Below are 13,336 nucleotides of genomic sequence, written 5' to 3'. Positions count from 1 at the left end.
GCATCAGCGGCCCAGGATGGTGATGCAGGTGACGGCTTCTTCGACGCCGTTGAAGCCGCCGCCGTTCTCGGCGATGGCAAAGCGGGCGTTGTCCACCTGGCGGGCGCCGGCCTCGCCGCGCAGCTGGGTGACCATCTCGTAGACCTGGGCGAGGCCGGTGGCGCCGATCGGGTGGCCGCGGGAGAGCAGGCCGCCGGAGACGTTGATGGGGATGCGCCCGCCCAGGCTGGTGGCGCCGGATTCGGCCATCGGGCCGCCCTCGCCAAAGGGACAGAAGCCCAGGGCCTCGGTCTGCTGGATCTCGGCGAAGGCGGTGGCGTCGTGCACCTCGGCCAGGGACATGTCCTCGGGGCCGACCCCGGCCCGCTCGTAGGCTTCGAAGGCGGCCAGGTGGCAGAGGTGGCGCTCGTACTGGTCGGCGGGCCGCTCGGTGGCGGTGCGCAGCACGCTGGCCATGAGACGCACGGCGCGGCTGCGCTCAAGTTTGCGCAGGCCATCCTCGTTGCAGACGATGGCCGCCGCCGCCCCGTCGCCGATGGGGGCGCACATGGGCAGGGTGAGGGGCCAGGCGATGGTGCGCGCCGCCAGCACCTCGTCGATGGTCAGGGGGTACTGGAACTGGGCCAGGGGGTTGCGGGTGGAATGGACGTGGTTCTTGGCGGCCACCGCGGCGATCTGGCGCTGGGTGGTGCCGAAGCGCTCCATGTGCAGCCGCGCCAAGCTGGCGTAGATATCCATGAAGATGCTGCGCTGGTCCGCTTCCTTGGTCCCCGCCGGCGGCTTGATCGTCGGCGCCAGGCCGTGCAGCAGGGCCAGCTGGCCGTCCCGGTTGTTCACGTCGAAGGCGCCGTCGAAGACGCTGAAGCTCTTTTCCTTGTCCGGCGAGAACAGCTTGTCCACGCCCACCGCCAGGCAGATGTCGCCGGCGCCGGCGGCCACGTACAGCTGGGCGGCGTTGAGGGCGGTACTGGAGCTGGCGCAGGCGTTCTCGACGTTGGTCACCGGGATGCCGGTGATGCCCATGGCCTTGAGGGCCACCTCGCCGGCCACCATGTGCTGGCCTTCGATCACCCCCTGGCCGGCGGTGGCGAAGTAGGCGGCCTGGATCAGCTCGCGGCCACAGCCGGCGTCCTGGAGGGCGCCCTCGACGACCTCGCGGACCAGGTCCTTGACGGTCTTGTCCGGGTGCTTGGCGAAGTGGGTGATGCCGACGCCGACGATGTAGAGGTTCTGCTTGCTCATTGTGCCGCTCCGGTAGTGATGAGGTTTTCCACGAGTTGCCGCTGTTGTTGCAGTTCGGCCGAGGTGCCCGACCAGACCACCTGGCCGTGGTCGAGCACGTACTGGCGGTGGGCCAGCTTCATCGGCACCTTGAGGTTCTGCTCGACCAGGACGATGCCGGTGCCCTGGCGGTGGACGTGGGCGAACACCTCCACCAGCTGGTCCACGATCAGGGGCGCCAGGCCCTCGGTGGGCTCGTCGAGGAGCAGGATGCGCGGGTTGCCGAGCAGGGCCCGGGCAATCGCCAGCATCTGCTGTTCGCCGCCGGACAACTGGTCGCCGCCGAAGTCGATGCGCTCGCCCAGGCGGGGGAAGATCTCCAGTACCCGCGCCTCGGTCCAGTAGCCGGGCTGGTGGGCGACGGCGCCGATGCGCAGGTTTTCGCGCACCGACAGGTTGGGGAAGATGCGCCGGGTGTCGGGCACCAGGGCGATGCCCAGACGGGCGATCTGCTCCACCGACAGGCGCGAGATGTCGCGCTCGCCGAACACCCGCCGCCCCGCCACCAGCGGCAGCAGGCCGACCAGGGTCTTGAGGGTGGTGGATTTGCCGGCGCCGTTGCGGCCGACGATGGCGACGATCTCGTGCAGCCCGACCTCGATCGAAATGTCTTCCAGGGCCAGGGCGTGGCCGTACTTGACGCTGGCGTGTTCGAGTGCGATCACGATGCATCCTCCCCGAGATAAACCGAGCGCACGGTGGCGTCGTTGCGGATCTGTTCCGGGGCGCCGACGGCGATCACCCGGCCGTTGCTCATCACCACAATCTCCTCGGAGAGCGACATGATGGCGTCCATGTTGTGCTCGATCAGCAACACGGTGCGCCCGGCCGACACGGCCTTGATCAGGCGCGTCGAGCTTTCGATCTCGTGCTGGCCGACCCCGGCCAGGGGCTCGTCGAGGAGCAGGATGCGCGGGTCCGGCATCAGGGTGATGCCCAATTCCAGGGCCCGTTGCAGACCGTAGGAGAGGGTCCCGGCGATGGCGTCGCGGCGGGCGGTGAGCCCGGTCAGTTCGAGCATGGCGTCGATGTCGCCGGCCAGGCGCCGCTCGTAGCGCGGCGCGATCCAGAACGGCTGGAAGCGCGAGTGCTTGATCTGGGCGGCGATGCGCAGGTTGTCCAGCACCGTCATCTCGGCAAAGATCTTGGTGATCTGGAAGCTGCGGCCGATGCCCAGGTGGGCGCGCTCGTGGGGCGGGGTGCGGGTGATGTCGGCGCCGAAGCAGTGGATGCTGCCGCTATGGCGCATCTGCCGCCCGGCCAGAACGTTGAGCAGGGTGGTCTTGCCCGCCCCGTTGGGGCCGATCAGCCCGTAGATGCGGCCCTTCTCGAACGAATGGCTGACACCGTCGATAGCCTTGAGGGCGCCGTAGCTCACCGTCACGCCGTCGCATTTCAGGGCGATGTCGTTCATGAGGACCTCCCGTCGCGCCGGGCGGCCTTGTCCTGCCATTGCCCAAAGCGCTCCTGCAATTCGCCGACGATGCCCTTGGGGAAGAACAGGGTGGCGAGGATGAAGACCAGGCCGAGCACGCCGTACCAGTATTGGGTCCAGCCGCTCAGCCACTCCTTGAGCACCTCGAAGGCGAGCACGCCCACCACCGGCCCCCACAGGGTGCCGGCGCCGCCGAGCAGGGTCATGATGATGACGTCGCCGGAGGTGGTCCAATGCAGCATCTGCGGGTTCACGTACATCAGCAGGGAGGCCAGCAGGGCTCCGGCCAGGCCGCTGATGCCGCCGGAGACGATGAAGGTGATCTGCTTGTAGCGGTGCACGTCGAAGCCCAACTGCTCGGCCCGCGTCTCGTTCTGGCGGATGCCGGCGATGACCCGGCCGAAGGGCGAGCGGCGCAGCACTGCCACCGCCGCCATGACCAGGGCGAACACCGCCACCACGTACCAGTAGAAGTGGGTCGAGTCGAAGAAGTCGATACCGCCCAGGCCGGGCCGCTCCACCCCGGGCAGGCCGTCGGCGCCGCCGGTCCAGGCGCGCAGCTTGGAGTCGGCCAGGATGTAGAGCAGCTGGGACAGGGCCAAGGTGACCAGGGCAAAGAAAATGCCCGAGACGCGCAGGGCGAAGAAGCTGAACAACCAGGCGCACAAGGCGCCGACGACGATCGCCAGGCCCAGGCCGGCGCTGAAGGGCAGCACCCACAGCTGGGTGGCCAGGGCCAGGGCGTAGCCCCCCAGGCCGAGGAAGCTGGCGTGGCCGAAGGAGACCATGCCGAGCAGGCCGAAGACGAAGTCGAAGCCGATGGCGAAGATTGCCCAGATCATCACCAGGGTCGCCAGGTTGAGCACGAAATCGCTCGGGCCGGAGAACGGCAGCAGCAGGGCGATGGCCGCCAGGGGCAGGCCCAGCCACAGGTCGAAACGGGAGACGTTCATGCGGACCTCGTTGCGCGGAAGAAGAGGCCCTGGGGCCGGGTGAGCAGGGTCGCGATGAGCAGGGCGAAGGTGAGGATGTCCACCCAGCTCGGCATGTAGGAGTAACCGATGGCGCGCACCAGGCCGATCAGCAGCGAAGCCGCCACGGCGCCGCGGATGTTGCCCAGGCCGCCGAGGATGACGACGATGAAGCAGTCGATGATGGTGTTGGTGGCCATGCCCAGCTCGATGGGAAAGAGCGGCGCGGCGATGGCGCCGGCCAGGCCGGCCAGCCCCGAGCCGAGGGCGAACACGGCCATGCGCACCGACGACACGGGCAGGCCGAGCAGGCGCACCATTTCGCCGTCGCTGCTGGCGGCCCGCACCAGCATGCCGAAGGTGCTCTTCTCGATGAGCAGGAACAGGCCGCCGGAGACCAGGGCGCCGAAACCGATGACGAACAGGCGGTAGACCGGGATGGTGCTGCCGAACAGCTCCACCGTGCCGGCCAGGGCCTCGGGCATGGTCGATTCCTGGTAGCCCAGGCCCCAGACGATCTTGACCAGCTCGCTGATCACCAGGATCACGCCGAAGGTCAGGATCAACTGGTAGAAGTGGGGCCGGTTGTAGAGCGGACGCAGGGCCAGGCGCTCGATCAGGGCGCCGGCGACGGCCACCAGCACGGTGGCGCCGATCAGCCCGGCGACGAAGGAGCCGGTGTGGCGGCCGATGTCGAAAGCGATGTAGGCCCCGAGCATGTAGAGGGCGCCATGAGCGAAGTTGATCACGCCCAGCATGCCGAAGATGAGGGTCAGCCCCGAGGCGAGCAGGAACAGCAGCATCCCCAGGCTGAGCCCGATGATGAGGGTGGACATTGAGTATCTCCGCAGCGGAAGGACGAGCACCGCCCGGGAGGTCGGCCAAGCCGCCTCCGGGGGACTCCTTCCATCGGTCAGTCGGCCGGTGCGCGCGGCACCGGCGGGAAACCCGGCCCCTCGGGGCGACGGTCAGGCGCTAGGCCGGACGCGCCGCCCGGGGGCGAGCAGCAGGCGTGCTCAGGGCTGACAGGCGTCGAAGACGGCGTTGGGCGGGAACACCTTGGCGATCTTCATGGTGTAGGCCGGCGCCGGGGCGACGCCCTTCTCGACCACGCCCCACAGGCCGTCCTGCATGGCCTGGTGGTCGCAGGCGCGCATGGCCTTGCGCCCTTCCACCGAGTTGTCGCGGACGCTGTTCTCGAAGGCCGCGACCCATTTCTCCTTGTCCCAGGAGCCGGTCTGCTCGACGACGTCGAGCCACCAGGCCATGCCGTCGTAGGCTTCGCCGGCGGCGCTGGAGGGCAGTTCGTTGTATTTCTTACGGAAGGCTTCGACGAACTTGCGGTTGGCCGGGTTATCGACGCTGAAGTGGTAGCGCACCCCGGAATAGACGCCGATGGAGGCGGGGCCCACCCCCGCCGCCATGGTTTCGTCGGCGATCACTGGGCCGAATATCTTGCGCGTCTTGCCCAGATCCACCTGGCCGGCTTGCTTGACCATGGTCACGGCGTCGGAGCCGGTCATGAACAGGGCCACGCCGTCGGCGTTGGAACGGGCGATCTTGTCCACAATCGAGGAGTAGTCCCGGTTGCCCAGGGGGGCAAAGTCGGCGCCGACGATCTCGACCCCGGCCTTCTCCGCCTCACGGCGGTACCACTCCCAGCTGTCGCGGGTGGCCTGGTAGTCAGCGGTGACGCCATAGACGCGCTTGAGCTTCTGCTCCTTGGTGAAACTGAGGGCCATGCGCTGTTCCATGCCCAGGGTGTTGGAGGTGCGGAAGGTGTAGCGAGAGCCGTTGGGCACGGTGATCTTGTCGTCGGCGGACATGGTCACCAGGTGGGGAATCTTGCGCTGCTTGGCGATGTTCATGATGGCGATGCTGGAGGCCGAACTGACCGCGCCGAAGATCATCTGCACCCCTTCGGAGATCAGCCGGGTGGTCTTCTGCACCGCCGGTTGGGGCTTGGTCTCGTCGTCTTCCCAGATCACCTGGATGGGCTTGCCGAGGACCTTGCCGCCGCGCTGCTCGATGGCGATCTCGACGCCCTTGCGCATGTCCTCGCCGAAGATGCCGTAGGTGCCGGACAGGGACACCACCCCGCCGATCTTGAACTTGTCCGGATCGGCCGCCTGGGCGGCGGTGGCGAACAGCAGGGAAACGGCCAATGCACCCAACAGCCTGCCGTGACGGGCCTTGATACCAGCAACCATGTTTGTCTCCTCTGTTTTTTAGGGATGCCACTCTGATATTTCAGTGTAGCTGGCTGATATATTAGCACCGCTTCTTTGATATGCAACACGTTTCGATTAAGGGAATTTGCAACCTGCACCGAACCGACTCGACAGGCCTGCCGACGACGGAATGGCACAGCCAGCGGCCGCTTCCTGGACAGCGCACAAGGCCAGCGCAAGCGGGGCAGAGCAGGGCAAAACAAATGAAAAGGGCCGGCAGCGTGAATGCTTCACGCTGCCGGCCCTTTGCGGGCAACGGCGCTACACCATCACAGTGGATGTATCAGCGCCAGTCGCGGCGCTCGCCTCGGCCCCGGTCTTCCTCCCAGTGGCCGCCGGCATGGCGCCAGCCGTCACCGGCCCGTTCCCAGCGATGGGGCGTCCAGGTATAGCCAGGGCGCGGGTTCTCCCAGTGGCCGGGTACCCAGTCGTGCCGCTGGCCAGTCCAGTTCCAGAAACCGCCGATCCAGACCTGGCCCACGACCGGGGGCGGTCCCACGTATTCGACCCGGGGCGGCGGCGGCGCCACCATCACCGGTTCTGAATAGACCGGCCCGCCGTAATAGGGGCGGCCGGCCGGAGCGACCACACAGCCCGACAGGGCCGCGGCGGCAGTGAGAGCAACGAGCAGTAGTTTGGTACGCATGGCAATTCCTTGCTGGGAAGCAGTGGCAGGGGTGATGCATGTCCATTTAACGCCCGAAACCACCGCCGCGCCGACCCGCCGCCCCTGGATTTACCGACTGTTGCAACTTGCTGCCGACTGGAAAATCTGCCGCCACCAACAAGGCGCAGCCATGTCGGCAAAGCGGACGCGGGCAATTCGATACAGAGTCGACCCGGTAAAGGTGCTCTACTCCTAAATTAGATGCCCCAGCCCTGGCCCGGTTCTCGGCTTGCTTTGCCGGGGAGAGCGCCTGTTCCCAGAACTCCCCGCCCCTTTTAGCACTCCAATGCTACGAGTGCTAAAATTGTCTTGAACCCTTTTGGAGGACCTCCATGACCCAAACCGTTTCGCTGATGCAATTACCGGTGGCGATGGGCAATTTGGACGCCTACATCCAAACCGCCCAGCGCTTTCCGCTTCTTTCCGACGAGGAAGAGAAGGCCTTGGCCCGTCGTTTCCGCGACGACAACGACCTTGATGCCGCCCGTGATCTGGTGCTGTCGCACCTGCGGGTGGTGATCGCCATCGCCCGGGGCTACCTGGGCTATGGCCTGCCCCACGCCGACCTGATTCAGGAGGGCAACATCGGCCTGATGAAGGCGGTGAAGCGTTTCGACCCGGAACGGGGCGTGCGCCTGGTGTCCTTTGCCATCCACTGGATCAAGGCCGAGATCCACGAATACATCGTGAAGAACTGGCGGCTGGTCAAGGTGGCGACCACCAAGGCCCAGCGCAAGCTGTTCTTCAACCTGCGCAGCATGAAGCCGGGCAGCGAGACCCTGACTCCGGAGCAGGCCAACGAGGTGGCGGCCACCCTGGGCGTAAAGCCCGAGGAAGTGGTGGAGATGGAAACCCGCCTGACCGGCCACGACCTGGCCCTGGAAGGCAACCCGGACGACGAGGAAGGCCGTCTGGCGCCGATCGCCACCCTGGCCGACAGCCGCCTGGAACCGACCCGGGTGTTGGAAGCCCGGGAAGAGGAACGGCTGCACAGCGAAGGCCTGCATACCGCCTTGTCCACTCTGGACCCGCGCAGCCGCCGCATCATCGAGGCACGCTGGCTGGCCGAGGACGGCGGCGCCACCCTGCACGACCTGGCCGCCGAGTTCAGCGTTTCCGCCGAGCGCATCCGCCAGATCGAGGCCAAGGCCTTGAAATCTTTGCGTGGCGTGCTCGCCGCCTAAGCGCCCTGGCACCCCAAAACAACGGCCGGCATGCCCACGCATGCCGGCCGTTGTCGTTGATGCATGGTGATGGCGAAAACTTGTGGTTGAACGCCCTGGCGTCACGCCAGGATCGCCCTACGCATCAACTCACCGCCCAGCCCAGGGCGACAAAGGTGAGCAGCATCATCACCACCCAGGCGCACAGGCCGGCGGCCAACACCGAGCCCCACAGCAGCAGGGCATGGCCGTCGTCGTCGCCCATGTGGAAGACCCGGTTCACCCCTTGGTAGATCAACGCGCTCACCGCCACCAGGGCCACCAAGGCCACCACCACGGCGAACAGCACGCTGGGCACGAAGAAGGCCACCGGCGCGATCCACAGGGGCGTGGGCGCTACCGCCGCGAGGGTAAAGGCATCCTGGTAGGGCGGCCGGGCATCGATAACATCGCCCAGTTGCTGGATGATGCGCGCCATCACCGGGACCGCCACCAGTTCGGTGACGTAGAACAGGGTGACGATGCCCATCAACATCTCCCGGCTGATGGTCGGCAGGTTGACCGTCTCGTGGTAGGCCGACCAGGCGTAGAGCAACATTGCCGGGGGCACCAGGGACATGGGCACCACATACATCCAGAACATTTTGGTGACGGAGGGGTGGACCTTCATCAACCAGTCCCAACCCTCTGCATGGGACGACAACATTTTCGGGAACATCATCGGACTCATGACGTGCCTCCTTTCAGGCGTAACGCGTACTGCTAGCTTCTCCCTGAGCCCCTTTGCAATAACCGCCAAGCACTACAAGAACTTCGACCAGCACTAGCCGGGACCGTTCTACAGCCAATAGACGAAGACGAAGAGCAGCAGCCAGACCACGTCCACGAAGTGCCAATACCAGGACACCGCCTCGAAGGCGAAGTGATGGTCCGGGGTGAAGTGGCCGGCCAGCACGCGCAGCAGGATCACCGTCAGCATCACCGCCCCCAGGGTGACGTGCAGGCCGTGGAAGCCGGTGAGCATGAAGAAGGTGGCGCCGTAGATGCCGGTCTTCAGCGAGAACGAGGCCTCGTGGTACTCGTAGGCCTGGAAGGTGAGGAACAAGGCGCCAAGCAGCACGGTGAGCAGCAGCCCCAAGGTGAGCTGGCCGCGCCGCCCCTGCTTCAGCCCCCAGTGGGCCCAGGTGACGGTGGCCCCGGACGTGAGCAGGATCAAGGTGTTGATCGCCGGCAGCCCCCAGGCCGCCATGGGGGTGAACGCCTCCTTCAGCCCGGGCCCCTGGGTGGGCCAGGCCCCGTCGTAACCGGGCCACAGCAAGGGGGTGTGGGACAACCAGGGAATGGCGAACTCACGCACGTAGAAGAGCGCGCCGAAGAAGCCGGCAAAGAACATCACTTCGGAGAAGATGAACCACACCATGCCCCAGCGGAACGAGCGGTCCACCTGGCCGTTGTAACGCCCGGCCAGGCTCTCGCGGATCACGTTGCCGAACCAGCCGAACAGCATGAACACCAGGATGGCGGCGCCCAGCGCCATCACCCAGGGGCCGATGCCGACTTTGGCGAGCAGCAGGATGAAGCCCGACGCCAAGGTCAGCAGGGCCACCGAGCCGACCAGGGGCCACCAGGACGGCGGCGGCGTGTAATAGCCGCCGGGAGCGGTATGAGCAGCGTTCTGAGACATGGCGGGCCTCCGGGAACGGCAGGAGCAGCGGCTAACGGACCGTGGGTGGGGTGGTGAAGGAGTGGTAGGGCGGCGGTGAAGACAGGGTCCACTCCAGGGTGTCCGCCCCTTCCCAGGGTTTGGCCCCGGCGGGCTTGCCGCCGCGGATGCAGCTGATCACGTTATAGAGGAAGAGCAGCTGGGCCGCCCCGAGGACGAAGGCCCCCAGGCTGGCGATCAGGTTGAACTCGGCGAATTGCAGGGCATAGTCGGGAATGCGCCGCGGCATACCGGCCAGGCCGAGGAAATGCATGGGGAAGAAGGTGACGTTGAAGGCAATGGCGGTGAGCCAGAAGTGGGTCTTGCCCAGGGCCTCGTTGTACATGTGGCCGGTCCATTTCGGCAGCCAGTAATAGACCCCCGCCATGATGCTCATGGCTGCCCCGGAGAACAGCACATAGTGGAAGTGGGCCACCACGTAGTAGGTGTCCTGCAACTGGATGTCCACCGGCACCAGGGCCAGCACCAGCCCGGAGAAGCCGCCGATGGTGAACAGGCAGACGAAGGCGATGGCGAACAGCATCGGCGTCTCGAAGGTCAGGGAGCCGCGCCATAGGGTGGCCACCCAGTTGAACACCTTCACCCCGGTGGGCACGGCGATCAGCATGGTGGTGTACATGAAGAACAGCTGGCCGGCGGCCGGCATGCCGGTGGTGAACATGTGGTGGGCCCACACCAGGAACGACAGGAAGGCAATCGAGGCCACCGCGTAGACCATCGAGGTGTAGCCAAACAGGGGCTTGCGCGCGAAAGTGGGCAGGATGGTCGAGACGATGCCGAAAGCCGGCAGGATCATGATGTACACCTCGGGATGGCCGAAGAACCAGAAGACGTGCTGGAACAGCACCGGATCGCCGCCGCCGGCCGCCGAGAAGAAGTGGGTGCCGAAGTGCCGGTCGGTGAGCATCATGGTGATGGCGCAGGCCAGCACCGGCATCACCGCCACCAGCAGGTAGGCGGTGATCAGCCAGGTCCACACGAACAAGGGCATCTTCATCAGGGTCATGCCGGTGGCCCGCATGTTGAGGATGGTGACGATGATGTTGATCGCCCCCATGATCGACGACAGGCCCAGGATGTGAATCGCCAGGATGGTCATGTCGTAGGCGATGCCGCCCTGCATGTAGAGGGGCGGGTACATGGTCCACCCCGCCGCGGCCGCCCCGCCGGGAACGAAGAAGGACGAGATGAGCAGGGTCCCCGCCGCCGGCAGCAGCCAGAAACTCCAGTTGTTCATGCGCGGAAAGGCCATGTCCGGCGCGCCGATCTGTAGCGGCACCATCCAGTTCGCGAAGCCGACGAAGGCCGGCATGATCGCGCCGAAGATCATGATCAGCCCGTGCATGGCGGTCAGTTGATTGAATACCGCCGGGTCCACCAGCTGGATGCCCGGTCGCGCCAGTTCGGCCCGGATCAGCATGGCCAGGGCCCCGGCGAACAGGAACATGGCGAAGGAGAACCACAGGTAGAGGGTGCCGATGTCCTTGTGGTTGGTGGACGTCAGCCAGCGGCGCAGCCCACCCGGGGCGCCGTGGTGCTCCTCGGCGTAGTCCCGGGGCGGATGGCCGGGAACGCCTGGAATTGCGGGATTGGCGGAATGGGCGTCCATGGAGCCTCCTCGTCGTCTGCTCAATTGCTTGCCGGGGCGGAAGCCACGGCACCGGCATTGCGCCGGGCCGCCACCATGGCGGGTTGCACCACGTCGCCAGCCCGGTTGCCCCAGGCGTTGCGTTCGTAGGTCAGTATCGCGGCGATTTCCAGATCGGACAGCTGCTTGCCGAAGGCCTGCATGGCGGTGCCGGGACGGCCGTGCAACACCACGTCCAGGTGCCCGTCCACCGGCCCGGTCGCCACCTTGGAACCGTCCAGGGCCGGGAAAGCGCCGGGCAGCCCCTTGCCGTTGGGCTGGTGGCAGGCGGCACAGTTGGTGGCGTAGAGTTTCTCGCCCTGATCCTTCAGCTGGGCCAGGGTGTAGGTCTTGGCCGCCGCGGCCTTGGCAATGGCCCGCTGGGCTTTCTGCTCGGCCATCCAGGCATCGAACTCGGCGGGCGGCACCGCCTTCACCACCACCGGCATGTAGCCATGGTTCACCCCGCACAGCTCGGCGCACTGGCCCCGGTAGGTGCCGGGCTCGTCCACCTTGAACCAGGTGTCGCGGATGAAGCCGGGAATGGCGTCCTGCTTGACGCCGAAGGCCGGCACCCACCAGGAATGGATCACGTCGGCGGCGGTCAGCACCACCCGGATCTTCTTGCCCGTGGGCACTACCAGGGGATTGTCCACTTCGAGCAAGTAGTGCTCGCCCTTGTCCGCCTGGTTGCCGATCTGTTCCCGGGGCGTGGCCAGATTGCTGAAGAAGCGCACCGGTTCGCTGCCTTCCGGGGTGCCGTCCCGTGCCAGGTACTCGTACTCCCACTTCCACTGGTGGCCGGTGACCTTGACGGTCATGTCCGCCGCGCTGGTGTCCTTCATCGCCAGCACTGTCTCGGTAGCCGGCCAGGCCATGGCCACCAGGATCACCACCGGAATGATCGTCCAGACGATCTCCAGGGGCGTGTTGTCGTGGAACGTGCTGGCCTGGGCGCCCCGGGAGCGGCGGAAGCGGATCAGGGCATAGACCAGGGGCAGGAAGACCACCACCAGGATGACGGCACAGATCCACAGGATGGTGGTGTGCAGATCGTCGATCTGCCGGGCGATGATCGTCGCCGGCGGTTGCAGGTTGATCCCGAACTCGGCCCGGGCACCGCCCGGCAATAACCCGATGGCCAGGGCCGCAAGCCCGCCCCGGCAGGAAGAAAGCGCAGCGGCGCAGATAACGCGAAGACGGTGCCATGCCTGGCACGACCCCGCATCCATCGCCTGTCTCCATCCATCTTTTTTCTTCATCGACCCCTCCTCAACGGCGGGAGGAACGGCACGGGCCGCAACGTCAGCCCTCCGCACTCCCGGCGAGGCCACGGGCCGGGCGGACGGTCCATGGCGGGCGCTTCGTCGTGCCGGAAGGCGCCCATCCAGCCGAGGCCGCGCAGCCGACGAAACTCATGGCATGGGAGTACGTTGCAGCCAAACAGTTCCCAACGGCATGACCAGGGCACAGGGTCGATGCCCGGCGAGGCCCGTGGATACCGGGGGTTCGGGCAGATGCGGAGGTGGCGCCGCGGCGGCAGCGGTCACCGCGGATCAGCGGTGGATTAGCCCTGGATCGGGACGGAAGGCTAGCCGCGAGCCAGGAGCCGGTGCAGGTCGGCGGCGATGTCCTCGACGCTAGCGTCGTCGCGTACGTACAGGCGTGGGCGGCCGGCGCCATCGAGCACGTAGGCGCCGGCGGAATGGTCCATCACGTAGCCCATGCTGCCGTCCACTTCGCGGCGCGCCGCATAGACGCGGAAGGCCTGGGCGGCGGCGGACACGTCGGCGGTGCTGCCGGTCAGGCCGACGAAGTCAGGATGGAACCAGGGCACGTAGCTCGCCAGCTGTTCCGGGGTATCCCGGGCCGGGTCGATGCTGACGAACACCACCTGGACCCGCTTCGCCTCGTCGCCCAGCGCCTGCATCACCGCCGCGAAGCGGCTCAGGGCGGTGGGGCAGATGTCGGGGCAGTGGGTATAGCCGAAAAACAGCACCACCACCTTGCCCCGGTAGTCGGCCAGGCGGCGCGGCTGACCGTGACTGTCGGTGAGGGGACGGGGGAAGTCGGGCCCCACCGTGGCGCCGGTGATGTCGGTGGCGTGGAAGGGAGGGGGGGGCGGGGCGCCGTCGCCGCACCCGGCAAGCAGCAGCGCGGACAGCAGCGCCGCCCCGGCCCAGGGGCGCCAGCGGATCATCCCTGTCATTGTTCGTTGCAGCATCGCCTGGTCTCTTC

The 13,336-nt window shown here is 66.7% G+C and carries 13 protein-coding genes; 1 reads left to right on the top strand and 12 read right to left on the bottom strand.

Features of this window, described 5'->3' with window-relative positions; genetic code table 11:
* Positions 1–3: 3 nt before the first annotated feature.
* From OTERR_RS01925 to OTERR_RS01895, 7 genes are all read right to left on the bottom strand, one after another.
* Positions 4–1,242 (bottom strand): thiolase family protein, encoded by a 1,239-nt coding sequence (locus OTERR_RS01925; RefSeq protein ID WP_149424687.1) that lies wholly within the window; start codon positions 1,240–1,242, stop codon positions 4–6.
* Positions 1,239–1,946: an ABC transporter ATP-binding protein gene (locus OTERR_RS01920; protein ID WP_054620014.1), complete on the bottom strand. Its 708-nt coding sequence runs from the start codon at positions 1,944–1,946 to the stop codon at positions 1,239–1,241. The genes OTERR_RS01925 and OTERR_RS01920 overlap by 4 nt, the downstream gene beginning before the upstream one ends.
* Positions 1,943–2,695 carry an ABC transporter ATP-binding protein gene (locus tag OTERR_RS01915; RefSeq protein WP_149424686.1) on the bottom strand — a complete coding sequence of 251 codons (753 nt, stop codon included), beginning with the start codon at positions 2,693–2,695 and terminating at the stop codon, positions 1,943–1,945. The genes OTERR_RS01920 and OTERR_RS01915 overlap by 4 nt, the downstream gene beginning before the upstream one ends.
* On the bottom strand, positions 2,692–3,669 hold the full coding sequence (locus OTERR_RS01910; RefSeq protein WP_149424685.1) for a branched-chain amino acid ABC transporter permease: 978 nt from the start codon (positions 3,667–3,669) through the stop codon (positions 2,692–2,694). Before OTERR_RS01910 ends, OTERR_RS01915 begins: the two co-directional genes overlap by 4 nt.
* Positions 3,666–4,523, bottom strand: coding sequence for a branched-chain amino acid ABC transporter permease (locus OTERR_RS01905; RefSeq protein WP_054620017.1), 858 nt, complete (start codon positions 4,521–4,523; stop codon positions 3,666–3,668). The genes OTERR_RS01910 and OTERR_RS01905 overlap by 4 nt, the downstream gene beginning before the upstream one ends.
* A 180-nt stretch (positions 4,524–4,703) precedes the next feature.
* Positions 4,704–5,897: an ABC transporter substrate-binding protein gene (locus tag OTERR_RS01900; RefSeq protein ID WP_149424684.1), complete on the bottom strand. Its 1,194-nt coding sequence runs from the start codon at positions 5,895–5,897 to the stop codon at positions 4,704–4,706.
* A 304-nt stretch (positions 5,898–6,201) separates the two neighbouring features.
* Positions 6,202–6,564 (bottom strand): YXWGXW repeat-containing protein, encoded by a 363-nt coding sequence (locus tag OTERR_RS01895; RefSeq protein WP_054620019.1) that lies wholly within the window; start codon positions 6,562–6,564, stop codon positions 6,202–6,204.
* 353 nt (positions 6,565–6,917) lie between these two features.
* Between OTERR_RS01895 and rpoH the strand changes: the two genes are divergently transcribed.
* Positions 6,918–7,769 carry an RNA polymerase sigma factor RpoH gene (rpoH, locus tag OTERR_RS01890; protein WP_149424683.1) on the top strand — a complete coding sequence of 284 codons (852 nt, stop codon included), beginning with the start codon at positions 6,918–6,920 and terminating at the stop codon, positions 7,767–7,769.
* A 124-nt stretch (positions 7,770–7,893) separates the two neighbouring features.
* Here the strand turns inward: rpoH and OTERR_RS01885 are convergent, their stop codons facing one another.
* The 5 genes from OTERR_RS01885 to OTERR_RS01865 all read right to left on the bottom strand — a co-directional run bounded on the left by OTERR_RS01885 (position 7,894) and on the right by OTERR_RS01865 (position 13,307).
* On the bottom strand, positions 7,894–8,478 hold the full coding sequence (locus tag OTERR_RS01885; RefSeq protein ID WP_054620021.1) for a Yip1 family protein: 585 nt from the start codon (positions 8,476–8,478) through the stop codon (positions 7,894–7,896).
* A gap of 108 nt (positions 8,479–8,586) precedes the next feature.
* Positions 8,587–9,432 carry a cytochrome c oxidase subunit 3 gene (locus OTERR_RS01880; protein ID WP_149424682.1) on the bottom strand — a complete coding sequence of 282 codons (846 nt, stop codon included), beginning with the start codon at positions 9,430–9,432 and terminating at the stop codon, positions 8,587–8,589.
* 31 nt (positions 9,433–9,463) lie between these two features.
* Complete coding sequence (ctaD, locus tag OTERR_RS01875; protein WP_149424681.1) at positions 9,464–11,080, bottom strand: cytochrome c oxidase subunit I; 1,617 nt, start codon at positions 11,078–11,080, stop codon at positions 9,464–9,466.
* A gap of 20 nt (positions 11,081–11,100) precedes the next feature.
* Positions 11,101–12,360, bottom strand: coding sequence for a cytochrome c oxidase subunit II (gene coxB / locus OTERR_RS01870; protein WP_246154270.1), 1,260 nt, complete (start codon positions 12,358–12,360; stop codon positions 11,101–11,103).
* 329 nt (positions 12,361–12,689) lie between these two features.
* Complete coding sequence (locus OTERR_RS01865; protein ID WP_246154268.1) at positions 12,690–13,307, bottom strand: SCO family protein; 618 nt, start codon at positions 13,305–13,307, stop codon at positions 12,690–12,692.
* Positions 13,308–13,336 lie beyond the last annotated feature (29 nt).

This window comes from Oryzomicrobium terrae (assembly GCF_008274805.1).
Taxonomy (GTDB): domain Bacteria; phylum Pseudomonadota; class Gammaproteobacteria; order Burkholderiales; family Rhodocyclaceae; genus Oryzomicrobium; species Oryzomicrobium terrae.
The sequence above is the reverse complement of the archived record's forward strand: the minus strand, read 5'-3'. Positions and strand labels throughout refer to the sequence as shown.

Coding starts and splice junctions, on each gene's coding strand:
- OTERR_RS01925 (WP_149424687.1), bottom strand. CDS start 1,242: ATGAGCAAGCAGAACCTCTACATCGTCGGCGTCGGCATCACCCACTTC.
- OTERR_RS01915 (WP_149424686.1), bottom strand. CDS start 2,695: ATGAACGACATCGCCCTGAAATGCGACGGCGTGACGGTGAGCTACGGC.
- OTERR_RS01910 (WP_149424685.1), bottom strand. CDS start 3,669: ATGAACGTCTCCCGTTTCGACCTGTGGCTGGGCCTGCCCCTGGCGGCC.
- OTERR_RS01905 (WP_054620017.1), bottom strand. CDS start 4,523: ATGTCCACCCTCATCATCGGGCTCAGCCTGGGGATGCTGCTGTTCCTG.
- OTERR_RS01900 (WP_149424684.1), bottom strand. CDS start 5,897: ATGGTTGCTGGTATCAAGGCCCGTCACGGCAGGCTGTTGGGTGCATTG.
- OTERR_RS01895 (WP_054620019.1), bottom strand. CDS start 6,564: ATGCGTACCAAACTACTGCTCGTTGCTCTCACTGCCGCCGCGGCCCTG.
- rpoH (WP_149424683.1), top strand. CDS start 6,918: ATGACCCAAACCGTTTCGCTGATGCAATTACCGGTGGCGATGGGCAAT.
- OTERR_RS01885 (WP_054620021.1), bottom strand. CDS start 8,478: ATGAGTCCGATGATGTTCCCGAAAATGTTGTCGTCCCATGCAGAGGGT.
- OTERR_RS01880 (WP_149424682.1), bottom strand. CDS start 9,432: ATGTCTCAGAACGCTGCTCATACCGCTCCCGGCGGCTATTACACGCCG.
- ctaD (WP_149424681.1), bottom strand. CDS start 11,080: ATGGACGCCCATTCCGCCAATCCCGCAATTCCAGGCGTTCCCGGCCAT.
- coxB (WP_246154270.1), bottom strand. CDS start 12,360: ATGAAGAAAAAAGATGGATGGAGACAGGCGATGGATGCGGGGTCGTGC.
- OTERR_RS01865 (WP_246154268.1), bottom strand. CDS start 13,307: ATGACAGGGATGATCCGCTGGCGCCCCTGGGCCGGGGCGGCGCTGCTG.